The sequence below is a fragment of the Acidaminococcus fermentans genome (assembly GCF_009696675.1).
GTDB lineage: Bacteria > Bacillota > Negativicutes > Acidaminococcales > Acidaminococcaceae > Acidaminococcus.
This window is the reverse complement of record NZ_VULN01000001.1, coordinates 35,970-48,965: the sequence shown is the minus strand read 5'-3', so window position 1 is coordinate 48,965 and position 12,996 is coordinate 35,970. Positions and strand designations below refer to the sequence as shown.

16 protein-coding genes are annotated in these 12,996 nt (G+C 58.5%); 15 read left to right on the top strand and 1 reads right to left on the bottom strand.

Features of this window, described 5'->3' with window-relative positions:
* Positions 1 to 2: 2 nt before the first annotated feature.
* The 15 genes from FX155_RS00235 to FX155_RS00165 all read left to right on the top strand — a co-directional run bounded on the left by FX155_RS00235 (position 3) and on the right by FX155_RS00165 (position 11,268).
* On the top strand, positions 3 to 935 hold the full coding sequence (locus FX155_RS00235; protein ID WP_154487278.1) for a D-alanine--D-alanine ligase family protein: 933 nt from the start codon (positions 3 to 5) through the stop codon (positions 933 to 935).
* Between the two features lies 1 nt (position 936).
* Complete coding sequence (locus FX155_RS00230; protein WP_154487276.1) at positions 937 to 2,130, top strand: cell division protein FtsQ/DivIB; 1,194 nt, start codon at positions 937 to 939, stop codon at positions 2,128 to 2,130.
* Between the two features lie 13 nt (positions 2,131 to 2,143).
* Positions 2,144 to 2,836: a DUF881 domain-containing protein gene (locus tag FX155_RS00225; protein ID WP_154487274.1), complete on the top strand. Its 693-nt coding sequence runs from the start codon at positions 2,144 to 2,146 to the stop codon at positions 2,834 to 2,836.
* Positions 2,833 to 3,159, top strand: a complete 327-nt coding sequence (locus tag FX155_RS00220; protein ID WP_022488223.1) for a small basic family protein — start codon at positions 2,833 to 2,835, stop codon at positions 3,157 to 3,159. Before FX155_RS00225 ends, FX155_RS00220 begins: the two co-directional genes overlap by 4 nt.
* Positions 3,160 to 3,303: 144 nt before the next feature.
* Positions 3,304 to 4,425, top strand: coding sequence for a cell division protein FtsZ (gene ftsZ / locus FX155_RS00215; protein WP_022488222.1), 1,122 nt, complete (start codon positions 3,304 to 3,306; stop codon positions 4,423 to 4,425).
* A gap of 19 nt (positions 4,426 to 4,444) precedes the next feature.
* Positions 4,445 to 4,909, top strand: a complete 465-nt coding sequence (nrdR, locus tag FX155_RS00210; protein ID WP_154487272.1) for a transcriptional regulator NrdR — start codon at positions 4,445 to 4,447, stop codon at positions 4,907 to 4,909.
* 151 nt (positions 4,910 to 5,060) lie between these two features.
* Positions 5,061 to 6,254 carry a type II secretion system F family protein gene (locus FX155_RS00205; RefSeq protein ID WP_154487270.1) on the top strand — a complete coding sequence of 398 codons (1,194 nt, stop codon included), beginning with the start codon at positions 5,061 to 5,063 and terminating at the stop codon, positions 6,252 to 6,254.
* 48 nt (positions 6,255 to 6,302) lie between these two features.
* Positions 6,303 to 6,722: a type II secretion system protein gene (locus tag FX155_RS00200; RefSeq protein ID WP_022488218.1), complete on the top strand. Its 420-nt coding sequence runs from the start codon at positions 6,303 to 6,305 to the stop codon at positions 6,720 to 6,722.
* A complete protein-coding gene (locus FX155_RS00195; protein ID WP_154487268.1) occupies positions 6,719 to 7,186 on the top strand; it encodes a hypothetical protein in 468 nt (155 codons plus the stop codon). The genes FX155_RS00200 and FX155_RS00195 overlap by 4 nt, the downstream gene beginning before the upstream one ends.
* Positions 7,173 to 7,499, top strand: a complete 327-nt coding sequence (locus tag FX155_RS00190) for a hypothetical protein (protein WP_022488216.1) — start codon at positions 7,173 to 7,175, stop codon at positions 7,497 to 7,499. Before FX155_RS00195 ends, FX155_RS00190 begins: the two co-directional genes overlap by 14 nt.
* Positions 7,477 to 7,989 (top strand): hypothetical protein, encoded by a 513-nt coding sequence (locus FX155_RS00185; protein WP_154487266.1) that lies wholly within the window; start codon positions 7,477 to 7,479, stop codon positions 7,987 to 7,989. The genes FX155_RS00190 and FX155_RS00185 overlap by 23 nt, the downstream gene beginning before the upstream one ends.
* A complete protein-coding gene (locus tag FX155_RS00180) occupies positions 7,979 to 8,842 on the top strand; it encodes a hypothetical protein (protein ID WP_154487264.1) in 864 nt (287 codons plus the stop codon). The genes FX155_RS00185 and FX155_RS00180 overlap by 11 nt, the downstream gene beginning before the upstream one ends.
* 233 nt (positions 8,843 to 9,075) lie before the next feature.
* Positions 9,076 to 9,264: a type II toxin-antitoxin system HicA family toxin gene (locus tag FX155_RS00175; protein ID WP_154487262.1), complete on the top strand. Its 189-nt coding sequence runs from the start codon at positions 9,076 to 9,078 to the stop codon at positions 9,262 to 9,264.
* 13 nt (positions 9,265 to 9,277) lie between these two features.
* Complete coding sequence (locus FX155_RS00170) at positions 9,278 to 9,694, top strand: type II toxin-antitoxin system HicB family antitoxin (protein WP_154487260.1); 417 nt, start codon at positions 9,278 to 9,280, stop codon at positions 9,692 to 9,694.
* A gap of 713 nt (positions 9,695 to 10,407) precedes the next feature.
* On the top strand, positions 10,408 to 11,268 hold the full coding sequence (locus FX155_RS00165; RefSeq protein WP_154487258.1) for a protease inhibitor I42 family protein: 861 nt from the start codon (positions 10,408 to 10,410) through the stop codon (positions 11,266 to 11,268).
* A 46-nt stretch (positions 11,269 to 11,314) separates the two neighbouring features.
* Here FX155_RS00165 and FX155_RS00160 read toward each other — a convergent pair whose 3' ends face one another.
* On the bottom strand, positions 11,315 to 12,979 hold the full coding sequence (locus FX155_RS00160) for an EAL domain-containing protein (RefSeq protein ID WP_154487256.1): 1,665 nt from the start codon (positions 12,977 to 12,979) through the stop codon (positions 11,315 to 11,317).
* Positions 12,980 to 12,996 lie beyond the last annotated feature (17 nt).

The following is a 12,996-nucleotide window of genomic DNA, read 5'->3' as shown; positions in this document are numbered from 1 at the left end:
CAATGGATAAAAAAGATCGTGTGGCAGTGGTCATGGGCGGACCTTCCAAAGAACGGGAAGTGTCCCTGAATACCGGGAACGCCATCCTGAATGCCCTGAAGGAAAAAGGCTATGATGCAGTGGCCATCGACCTGGATCCGGAACACATCGTGGACCAGCTGAAGGCCTCCGGCGCCAAGGTGGTGTTCAACGCCGTCCACGGGCTCTACGGGGAAGACGGCCGGCTCCAGGGCATCCTGGAAATGCTGGGGATCCCCTATACGGGCAGCGGAGTACTGGCCAGCGCCCTGGCCATGGACAAGGTGTACACCAAGCATCTGTTCCAGAACAACCATGTGCCTACCGCCAAATGCATCTTTCTGGACAAGAAGCGGGACCAGGACCCCAAGGACCGGATCCTGAAGGAAATCGGCATCCCCTGTGTGGTAAAACCGGCCACCCAGGGCTCCAGCATCGGGGTAGTGATCGTAAAGGATGAAAAGCAGCTGGATGATGCCCTGCAGGAAGCCTTCCAGTACGGGGACCGTGTGCTGTGCGAAGCCTTCTTCACCGGCAAGGAAGTGGCCGCCGGGGTGATGATGGAAGAAGACGGCCGGGCCATCCCCATGCCGCTGGTGCTCATCGAACCCCATGTGAACTTCTACGATTTCCACAACAAGTACACCAAAGGGGCCACCACCTACACCTGCCCGGCTCCCTTTGATGAAGCAACCACCAAGCGGCTCCAGAAGATCGCCGTGGCCGCTTACGAAGCCCTGGGCTGCAGCGGTGTGGCCCGGACGGACCTGATGCTGGCGGACAACGGGGACTGCATCGCCCTGGAAGTGAACACCATCCCCGGGATGACTGCCACCAGCCTGATCCCCAAGGCCGCTGCCGCCATGGGTATTTCCTTCCCGGATCTGTGTGAAAAGATCCTGAAGACGGCCCACTGACATGAAACGGCCCAATTGGTTCCAGCCCAAGATCGGCCGGAAGCGGCCGGAAAGCCGGCAGCCAGGGCAGGAAAGGACCCGGCGGCTGAGCCGGGACAGCAGCCGGCAGGAGGGGGATGGGAGCAGCAGTTCCCGGAACCCTTCGGAAGGACACCGGGAAACCAGCACCTTCCGGCAGGAAATGCGGGCAGCCCGGCTCCGCCAGGAACAGCGGCGGAAAGAGGAGCAGGAACGGCAGAAGGAACGGGAAAAAGTCCGTCAGGAAGCCCAGGCCTATATTTACGGCCGGACGGAAGAGGCGGAACGGAAAGCCCTGGAAGACCGGGCGGTTGGACGGGAAACCTTCCGGCTCCGGCAGGAACAGAAGGCGGAAGCCCTGGAACAGAAGGAACCGGGGACCAGCCGGTTCCGGAGGCGGAAAAAGGCGGCAGCACCTGCCGGATCTGAAAAAACAGGCAAAAAAGGGACCCGGCGCCGTGGAAAACGCCGGCTGAACTGGCCCCGGGTGCTGCTGCTCCTGGGTTCCGTGGCTCTCCTGATTGCCTCCTATGTGACCCTCCACCAGCCCTGGCTGGCTTTTGGCCGGCTGGAAGTCACCGGGAACACAGTGGTGACCCTGGATGAAGTGAAGGAAATGGGGGACGCCGGTGATCCGCTGAACATCTTCAACATCAACCGGAAGAAGCTCCTTACCAGTCTCCGGAGTGACTACCGGGTGGAAAAGGCCGACCTGGCCCTGGGCTGGCCCAACATCCTCCGGGTGGTGATCACGGACCGGCAGCCGGCTCTGTATGTGGCCATGGAAGGGACCCAGTATGCCAAGCTGGATCCTACCGGCCACATTATCGGCCTGGCTGACGGGATCACCGGCGGGGACGCGCCTTTTGTGTCCGGCTGGCACATTGCCCAGGGGGAACTGGGGGATATGACGGAAGATGAAGAAATCCAGGGGATCCTGAGCTTCCTCCGGAAACTGGATCCGGAGCTGAAGGAACGGATCATGGAAATCCATGTGGACGAAAACAAGAGCCTGAAGATCTACCTGCACAACGGGATCCCGGTGATCCTGGGCACCTATGAAAATGCCCAGAGCAAGCTGAAGACCTTCAAGGCCATCTGCCAGGAACTGGAAGCCAAGAAAATCAAGGCGCAGTATATCGACCTGACCTACGAAAAACCGTATATTAAACTGTAACAAGGAGAATGCCATGGTCTTTCGCAGTCATAGAGAGAAGTTCTTCCTGTTTCTGGTGTGCCTGATCGTGGGCACCATGATATCCACCCAGTTCCGCAGCGCGGAACAGGCCAAACAGTCTGTGAACCAGCAGCGGGCGGAAGATCTGGTGGAGAAACTGAAGAACGCGGAAAAGGAAAACAAGGAACTGGCCAACCGGCTGGAAGAACTGGAGACCCAGGGAGCCGGCGGGGACAAGAAAGTCCTTAACGACCTGAAGATCAAATCCGGGGAAGTGGCCCTGAAAGGCCCCGGGGTGGTGGTCACGGTGAACGACAGCCAGGTGAAACCCAAGGCCGGGGAGAACCCCAACCTGTATGTGATCCACGATGATGATCTGCTGCGGCTTTTGAACGAACTCCGGGCCGCAGGGGCGGAAGCCCTGGCCATCAACAAGGAACGGCTGCTGGATGTATCGGAAGTCCGGTGCGCCGGGCCCACTGTTTCGGTGAACAACACCCGGTTCACCCCGCCCTACGAGATCCGGGCCATCGGGGATCCCCAGACTCTGGAAAGCGCCCTGCGGCTCCGGGGCGGAGTGGTGGAAACCCTGAAGTTCTGGGGGATTTCCGTGGACGTGAAGAAAAAGGACAGCGTGGAGATCCCTGCCTACAAGGGAACCCGTCATTTTGAATATGCCAAGCTGGAAGAGGGGGGAGCCAAATGATCTATGCCCTGTTGGGACTGGCGGCGGGCATTGCTCTGGGAGCCTATTTCCCGGTGGTGCCGCCCATGTACAGCAAACTGGTGGCCGTGGCTTTCATGGGCTGCCTGGATGCGGCGTTCGGCGGCTTCCGATCTTCCCTGGAAGGTCATTTCGACCACCGGATCTTCCTCAGCGGCTTCTTTGCCAACGGGATCTTCGCCGTGTTCCTGTGCTATTTCGGATACCGGCTGGGGATCGACCTGTACTATGTGGCCCTGATCGCCTTCGGTCTGCGGATCTTCAACAACATCGCCATTATCCGGCGGTTGCTGATGGGGAGCTGATGGTTCGGTGAACAATCTCCGGTAAAGAAGGCAAAATTTTCCCCAAAATGGGGATGAAATATTATCTGTTAAATGGTATACTAGATATAGTGTACGAAGAAACAAACTATCCAATCACACAATAGATGAGGAGGACCATGAAACATGTTTGAGGCAGACAAAGATACGATGGATCAGCCCCTGGAAAAAATCAAGGTCATCGGTGTGGGCGGCGGCGGCAACAACGCCGTGGACCGCATGATCGAGGCCGGACTCCAGGGTGTGGAATTCGTCGCTGTGAACTGCGATGCGCAGCAGCTGAAAAAATCCAGCGCCCCCACCAAGATCCAGATCGGTGAGGACGAAACCAGAGGCCTGGGTGCAGGGGCCAACCCGGAAGTAGGGGAAAAATCTGCAGAAGAATCCAAAGACGTACTGGCAGAATGCGTGAAAGGTGCTGACATGGTCTTCATTACCGCTGGTATGGGCGGCGGTACCGGTACCGGTGCAGCCCATGTGGTGGCAGAAATGGCCAAACAGGCCGGTGCTCTCACCGTTGGCGTTGTGACCAAGCCTTTCTCTTTTGAAGGACGCCGTCGTTTCAACGTGGCTGAACAGGGGATTGCCAACCTGAAAGCCAAGGTGGATGCCCTGATCACCATCCCCAACGACCGTCTGCTCCAGGTTGTGGATAAACGGACTTCCATGAAAGATGCCTTCAAACTGGCCGATGATGTGCTGCGCCAGGGCGTACAGGGAATCTCTGACCTGATCAGTGTCCCCGGTCTGATCAACGTGGACTTCAACGACGTAAAGGCCGTTATGACCAACGCCGGTTCCGCCATGATGGGCATCGGCACCGCCAAGGGTGACGAAGGCGCTGCGGCTGCAGCTGAAAACGCTGTGAAGAGCCCCCTGCTGGATTCCACCATCGAAGGCGCCAAAGGGGTGCTGCTGAACATCACCGGCGGCCCCAACCTGAGCCTGATGGATGTGAACGAAGCCAGCAAGATCATCACCGATGTGGTGGATCCTGATGCCATCATCATCTTCGGGGCCAACATCGACGAAAGCATGGAAGACGAAATCCGTGTCACCGTCATCGCCACCGGCATCGACGAAGGGAAACCGGCTGCCGGTACCACTACCCCGAAACCTGCTTCCTTTGTAAAACCCCAGACTTCCACCAGCCGGATCACCAAGGCTGCTGAAGAAGCTGCCGGTTCCAAGGTGAGCAGCTTTACTTCTCCCACTTCGGAGATTCCGCCCTGGATCCGCAACAAATAAGGAACTGGGGGTGTAGGTTATGAAATGTCCATTCTGTGGCTGCGAAGATAGCCGTGTCATCGATTCCCGTTCCGTTGAAGAGGGGGCGTCCATCCGGCGGCGTAGAGAATGTCCCCGCTGCGGACGGCGTTTCACGACTTACGAAAAATATGAACAGATCCCTCTGTTGGTCATCAAACGGGATGGCCGGCGGGAAATGTTCGACAGCAAGAAAATCCTGGCCGGACTCCTGCGGGCCTTTGAAAAACGGCCCTTTACCTACGAACAGATCCAGTCTCTCACCAGTCAGATCGAGAACGAGATCCGGGCGTCCGGGGAAAATGAAGTGAAATCCACGAAAATCGGAGAAGTGGTCATGGCCCGTCTGGAAAAGATCGACCAGATTGCCTATGTGCGGTTCGCCTCCGTGTACCGCCAGTTCGCCGACGTGAACAGCTTCATGCAGGAAATCCAGAATATGCTGGATAAGGGAAAAGGAAAGTAAATAAAAAAAGCTGTGAAAAAATGAGAAATCATTTTTTCACAGCTTTTTTTTTGTTCGCTGCCGATTTTTGCCGTTAATAGCCCGATTTTTCCACTGGGGAAGGAATTTTTCTTTGGATCTCGAAGGGTAACAGGGAAAGGAGGTGAAACAGATGGAACAGTTTCACTGGAAAGCCCGTACCCGGGAAGGACAGCTGTGCCAGGGGACCCTTTCTGCAGCCACCCTGGAGGAGGCCGGGAAGGAACTGGCCCGGCAGTATCCCTATATCCTTCAGCTACGGAGGGATAACTTCCTGGAAAAACAGTTCCAGGGGAAGCGTTCTCTGAGAGACCTGGACCGGGAAACCTTCTTCCGCCGGCTGGGACTGCTGCTCCAGGGAGGTCTGCCCATCCTCCGGGCCCTCCGGGCTCTGGAAGGCCACAGTTCCCCTGCGGTGAAGGAGCTGTGCCGGGAACTGGACCACGCCCTGGGCCGGGGCTTTTCCCTGTCCCAGGCCCTCCGGCAGCAGGAAAAGCAGGTGGGCAAGCTGGCAGGCCCTCTGGCGGCAGCCGGGGAGAACAGCGGTCAGCTGCCTCTGGTATTCCAACAGCTGGCGGTATTTTATCAGAAAAAACGGGAGAATCAGAAAGCAGTGCTCCAGGCCTGTCTGTATCCGGCGCTGGTGCTGGGCTTGTCCCTGGTGCTTACCGGAGTGTTCTGCTGGCTGGTGGTGCCCCTTTTGGGGGACCTGTACCAGTCCCTCCGGCTGGAACCGGCGGCGGGCTTCCGGCTGCTCCTTACGGTGGTCCGTAGCTTCCAGGCGCATCCTTTGGTGTTCCTGGGTCTTCTGATTCTCCAGGGAGCCGGGCTCCTTCTGGTGTGGCGGAAAAAGTCCCGGTGGCTGCCCCGGCTGCCCCTGATCCGGAACTGGGTCCGGACCTTCTGGGAAATCCGTTTCCTGGGGCTCCTGGCCCTGCTGCTTAGGGGCGGCCTGCCTCTGGACCGGGCCCTGCCTCAGGCGGCTCAGATTTTGCCGGAAGGGCCCTGCCGGACCTGTGCCAGGGCCATGGAACAGGCGGTGGTGGCAGGATCGTCCCTGGCAGGCGCCGCCCGGCAGCAGCCTCTGCTCCTGAGTCCCCTGGCGGTGGAATTTGCCGCCCTGGGAGAAGAAAGCGGCCACCTGCCGGCTCTTTTGACGGAAGCCGCTCATTTGTTGGACCAGGATTTCCAGAACCGGCTGAAACAGGCCAAAACCCTGCTGGAACCGGTGCTGCTCCTGGTCCTGGCCGGGGGCTGTACGGCCATGCTGGTGCTGCTCCTGTCCCCGCTTTTTGCCCTGCTCCAGGGACTGCCCCTGGTGCCCTGATCCATTGACCTATTGAACCTATGCTCTGTCTCACGAAAGGAGAAAGAAATGCAGACAACGATGAAAACCAATTGTATCCTGAAAGCAACCCAACCTGCCAACACGATCCGCCGGAAGAAGCAGCCCGGTTTCACCCTCATCGAACTGATTGCCGTCCTGGCCATCATAGGGGGCCTGGCTGCTTTCCTGCTGCCCTCCATCCGCAGCGCCATGGACCGGTCCCGGGACAGCCAGCTGATTTCCGACATGGCCCTGCTCCAGAGCGGCGCCCAGCTGTACGAACTGGAACTGGCGGAAAAGCCCCGAGACATCCAGAGCCTGGTGGACAAGAAATACGTGCCCAACCGGGACTACAGCAAGATCTCCATGAGCGAAACCGACGGGGAGTACGTGTTCACCGCCACTTTGAGCAACGGGGAGAAAGTGTCCAGCGACACCCTGGGAGAAAAGAAAGGGGCAGAGGCATGAATCCCAGGGCCCGTCGGCAGGGCGGCTTTGTGCTGACGGAACTGCTCCTGGTGCTGGGGCTTTGTCTGGGGCTGGTCCTGGCTCTTTTGCCCTGCCTGTCCCGGTGGCAGGAGCTTGCCAATGGGTTCCGGCTCCAGCTGGGAGCCCGGGCCGCCGGCAGCACCTTTACCGCCCTCCAGCAGCGGGCCCAGTACCTCCACAGCAACCATGTACGGTTTTCTATGAATCCAAAGGGCAGCCAGGTGTATGGTCAATACGGGACCAGGCAGCGGACTGTGCTGGATTATCCTTCCCTGGGTCTGGGGGATTTCCGGGTCCGGACCTTTGAAGGAGGCTTCACCCCCACCGGCAACGGGGAAGAGGGGGTTGCGGTGGCCGTCTGCCAACAGGCGGATCCTGACCGGTACCAGCTCCTTTCCTTTTCCCACTTTGTGGGACGGATGGAATACCATGGATTCCGGTAAACGGCAGCCCGGGTTCTTCCTGCTGGACGGAATCCTGGCGGTGTTCCTTCTGGGGGCGGCGGCCCTGTCCTTTGCAGCGGGCTCCCGGCTGGCGCTCCAGGGCGTCCGGCTCCGCCGGGAACTGGAAACGGGAAGCCGGCTGGCGGTCCGGCTCCTGGAGGAGGGGGAAAATCCGCCTTTCCCGGACCCGGAGTGGGAGACAGAAACCGTTCTGGAACCGGTGCCCCAGCTGCCCGGGGTGATGCTCCGGAAAATCTGCCTCACCCGCCGGGGGAAAGGACGCTGCTGCTATGCCCGGTATGAGAAAAAGTAAAGGAAGCCTGTTGGCGGAAGGGCTGGGGGCCCTGGCCCTTTTTGCCCTGGTGCTGTGCCAGCTGCTCCAGGGACTGCCCAGCCTGTGCCGGTTCATGGAAAGCTGCTGGACCCAGGGAGAACTGGACCGGCTGGAACAGGACCTCCACACCCGGCTGGAAAGCAGGTTCTTCTACGAAGTGGAACAGGTCCGGGTGTTCCAGGGGGACCATGGCACGGAAGTCCGGTGTTACGGAAGGCCGGATGCCGCCTGGGAATCCTGGTTCGTCATGACCACCGTCAAACGGCCCTGGCCCACCCTGTACGTAAAGATCTGGAAACCCCGGAAGCACAACCCGGTGAGCCTGGCGGTCTCTCCGGAACATGTGCAGGTGGAGAATTTTTCCGCTTCCCTTCCAGAGCCGGGAAAACTGGCCTGGGAGCTGACCCTCCGGGATCGGAAAACCGGTCAGGAGAAAGTGTGGAAGGAGGTGCTGCCCTATGGCCGGTAAGAAATCTCCCGGGATGATCAGCCTGGTGCTGCTGGTGGGGTTGGGGCTCCTGGGCACGGTGTGGGCCGGGCTTCTGGGGGTGACCCGCCAGGCTCTGAAGGACTGGCAGCTGAAGCGGGAGGCCCGGCAGGACGCTGTCCTGTTCCGGAGCCTGTGCGGGATCCGGGAGGGAGAGCCCTTCCTGGCACCGGGAGAAAAGCGGCAGCTGGAACCGGTCCGGTTCCAGCCGGAGGGACCGCTGGTCTATGCTTCCCTGGAAACCATCCAGGAGGGCCGGATCCGGGAAGAAGTCCTCCGGCTCCACCGGGAAACCGGAGAAGAACTGATGAAAGGCCGGCGGTATGAAATCCGGATGCCCGGTACAGAGCCTGGGGAGATCTTTCCAGAAACCGGCATCTGGGCGGAGGGACGGAAGGAGGGGAAGCTGTTTGTGGACTGGTCCCTGTTCGGGCGGAAGCCTGCCTGGTCCCTGCCTGATTCCCGGCGGATGGAAGCCCCGGTGGAAAAAGTGTTCTGCTATGGCCGGGAAACCCTCCAGTGGCCGGAAAAAACAGGCCGGACAGTGCTGCTCCAGGGCAGCGGGGTGCTGGTGAACCGGGGGAGCATCCGGTTCCGTCAGGGCTTCCGCTGCAAGGGGGATTTCCGGTTCCTGGCCAACGGGGATATTACCGTGGAAAAAGGCGCCCGCCTGGAAGATGCCTACCTTTACGCCACCGGAACCCTGACCCTGGAACCAGGCTCCCACGTAACCGGGATCCTGGCTTGCCGGGGGCCCATCGTGGTGAAAAAGGGGGCGGAGTTTGTGAAGAGCGAGGGGGTGGTGGGGGCTTTCCGCACAAAGGCTATCGCATAACCCAGGTGCGGGATATGCACCCATCTACTTTGTCAGCGGGAAATTTGGCCCGCGGCATGTACGTCCTTGTACTATGCCACGAACCAAATTTCCCGCTTTCGCGTATCTGGGCACATCTCCCGCACCTGGCCTGGAATCTGACGGACGGATTTCACCAACACATTTGATCGGATGTCCGTGTATCCATGATTTACATACGTAATATTACGTGTTAAAATAAAAGAGGTGAAGACTTGCGTACGGCTGAGCTTTTGAAAATCTTGAAACGGCATGGGGTGTACCTGATCCGGGAAGGAGGCAGGCACAGCCTGTATTACAGTCCTCTGACAGGCAGGAAAATCCCTGTCAGCCGGCATGCCAGGGAAATTCCCGCAGGCACTGCCCTGCGGATCCTGAAAGATGCCGGCATCGATCTTGACTGACCAGGAGGTTCTCATGAAAAGACGATATCCTGCAATTGTGACCCATCAGCCACCGGAAGAGGGATTTCCGGAAGGCTTTTACAGCGTTGATTTTCCGGGACTGGAAGCCTGTTACACCTTCGGTTCCACCATGGAGGAAGCCCTGGAAATGGCAGAAGATATATTGAATCTCCGAATGGTGGAAGCCGAGGATGCCAGGGAAGAAATCCCATTACCCCCGAAACTGGAATCCCTGAAAGTTCCCTCCGCGTCCTGCCTTACCCTGATTCCGGTGGATACTCTGGCTTACCGGAAACGGAATGATACCAGGGCGGTAAAGAAAACCCTCTCCATCCCCCGGTGGCTGGACACCCTGGCTCAGAAGCGGAACATTAATTTTTCCAATGTGCTGCAGAGGGCATTGATGAAGGAGATGGGGATGGGGGGCTAACGGGTGGTAGGGGCTATCGCATAACCCCCTGGGCGCCATAGCGGGCCATCTGCTTTGTCAGCGGGAATTTTTGAAAGGGGCATGTACCACTATGTACTATGCCCCATTCAAAAATTTCCGCTTTCGCGCATCTGACCCACTCTGACGCCCAGGGAAGGAGTCGGGGGTACACAGTGGATTTCACCAACAAAAAGTCCGCCCCTGCAGGGCGGACTTGGCCTCCGGCCTTGCTGGTACTTTGTACGAGTATACATCGATTCTCCTGGAGCCGGGAGGGCAGGCCCAGGAGGAGTCGGCGGGACAACATCGGGTGTTGTCGCTCCTGGGGTGGAGCACGCGGGCGATAGGGTCCGGCTTCCTGGTCCGTAGCCGCTGCCTTTGACCGTCAGGGCAAGGCGATAGGCTGTGAGCCTCCCGCCAGGGACGAACGGGTCTGCCCTCCCGGCGGAGAGTCCTCGCGGGTGTATGGGTATAGAAGTTTTTCCCCTCTGGGAGGCCGGGACGGGTTTGCCTGCGGCGAAACCCCCTGCGTCGTCGACCTCAAAGCAGCGATAAAAAATTTTTGACCCCATTTCTGAATAACTATACGGCGATGAAGGGTTCGCTGAGAATTTGTTGATAGATACATAGCCCCCTTTTTTTCACAAATTTCATGTTTCTTCCTTCTTTTATCGTGTAGAATAGAAGGGAAGTGATACGAAGGAGGAATATCCATGCATCTGAAAAAATCTGCGGCGGCGCTGGCTCTGGGGCTTTCTCTGGCTCTGCCTCTGTCCGCTTTTGCTTTTGGCCATACCACTCTGCTCCGGCAGGATTATTCGGACGGGAAGGCGGCAGGCCAGGTGCCCTTTGTGGACGGGCTGAAGGAGGCCAATCTCCAGGCCAACCTGAACCACCTGATCAAGGAAAAGGCCAATGCCCTGGGGAAAAAAGCCGGGGGCAAGGCGGTGCTTTCTTATGAAGTGACCATGAACCGGCCTACCCTGTTCAGCATCATCCTGAAGGCGGAAGGGGACCGGACGGTGTATGCCGGCATGAACCTGGACGTAACCGGGGGGAAGGTCCTGGAAGACCAGGATCTGCTGTATACCAATTCCACGGAATATGCCCAGTATATCCAGGGGAAAAATTACGTGTTCGCCGAAGAGGGGATCCGGGTGGCTTCCCAGCCGGAAGGGCCCTTGGACACCACCATCCCTTATACGAAACTGCTGAAGGCCATCAACGTGGCGGAAGGGGCCCGGCTGCTTACCAGCTACAAACTGGACAGCAATGGGGAAGACATGACTCTGGACCTGAAGCCCGGTGAACTGGTGGCCCTGTACATGGATGCCAACCCCACCAGCGGCAACCAGTGGGTGATGGTGGACCAGAGCGCCCAGCCAGGGTTTGTAAACCTGGGCCATTCCTTTACCCTGCCTCTGCTGAACCCCACCGGCCAGGCAGGCTCTCCCGGGGTGACCATCCTGTTCGCCGGTTTCAGCCAGCCCGGTGACTACCAGATCAAAGCGGTCTACGCAAAAAAAATGACCGCCCCCTTAAGGGAGCGGGTGTTTCGGTTCAGGGTAAGGTAACGAAGCTGTTGCACGCATATTTTTCACGTGCAACAGCCCTTTTTTTTCATTTCCCAAAATACTCCTCATACACCCGTATCAGCTGGCGGGCGGTGGCGGCATCTCCGTAGCGGCAGATCCGGGCCACGTGGAGGGCTTTGCGGCCGAATCTTTCCGGCAGCAGGATCATCCCGTGCATGTTCCACTGGTAGATCCCATTGGGCATCCGGGACCGGAAGTAGTCCGCCAGGATTCCATCTTTGGGGTCGCACCGCTTTTCCAGGGTGTTCACGTTGCTGAATTCCCGGAACCGGTCCTGGTCGTCTGGATGGATGAAATTGCTGATGTAGTAGTCCCAGGCTTTGGGGCTGTCGAAGGTCCTCCCTGGCTGGAAGGGGGAGTTTTTGTACCAGAAGGCCAGGGGACGGGCCTCTTTTTTGTCCATATCCAGCAGGGTCACTGTGTTGTACAGTTCATAGACCCGGTCCTGGAGTCCCTGGAGTTTGTTTGCCTGGAGCCGGTCCATGGTGGTAGTGATGTTCTGGAGCCGGCATTTGTACAGGTAATAGTCATTGGCCTGGGCAATCAGGTGTATCTGGAGCCAGAAGAACTGTCTCTGACTCTGGAAGGTGACGGACCCTTTCTGGCCCGGTTCCGCTACCTGTTGGATGCAGGGGGCCAGGGTCTTCCACAAAAAGCTGTCCGGCCGGCTCATGTCTGCAGCCACGGCTTCCGGATTGGGGAAGCCCATGGACCGGGTCACCTTCTGATAGGCGCTGTTGGAAAAGAAGAATTGGAACTGGTGGCTGTCAGCCTGATCTTTTTTAAATTCCACCAGGGCCAGGGGACTGTCGGTGATCAGATTCACCCGGTCTGCCTCATCGAAATACCGGCGCATGGCGTCTGTTTCGTGGAACAGCCCCACTTTTTCTGCCACCCAGCGGGAATCCACCACTTCCAGGGGACGGCTGAACAGGAATCCCTGGAGCCGGTCGCAGCCGATGGAACGGAGGAATTCCGCATGGTCAGGGGTCTCTACTCCTTCCGCCAGGGTAAAGATGTCCAGCTCTTTGGCCATCCGGACCACATTTTTCACCACGGTCCGGGCCCGGTCAGTGAAACTGTCCAGAAAGGCCATGTCCAGCTTGATGGTGTCGAAACCATAGTCTTTCAGTACGTTCAAAGAAGAAAAGCCGCTGCCAAAGTCGTCCATCCAGATCTCGTAACCGGCGGACCGGAACTGGTCCAGCACCGGGGCAATGGAGCTCATGTCCTGGACAAAGACGCTTTCGGTGATTTCCAGAGCCAGCTGGCTGTGAGGGATGCCGGCCCGGTCCACCCGGCCGTTGATCTCTTCAAATAAATTGCAGGCAAAAAAGTCCAGCCGGGACAGGTTGAAGGAAACCGGCACCATGGCCATGCCTTCATCAGCCCGGGGATGGTAATGGGCGCAGATCTGGTCCACCATGCACAGGTCCAGCTTGTGGATGGTGCCGGATTTTTCCAGGGCAGGGATGAAGATGCCCGGGGAAATCAGCCCGTGGACCGGGTCCTGCCAACGGGCCAGGGCTTCGAAACCGCAGAGGGTATAGGACAGGCTCCGAACAATGGGCTGGAAATACAGTCGGATCCAGCCTTTGGCAATGGCTTCATCTAAATGGGCGCAGACGTACTCCTGGAGAGCGGTCCGGTCCGGGGTATGGAATTGGGAAGCACGGGTATCTGGAGCCATGAGGCACCTCTTTTCTT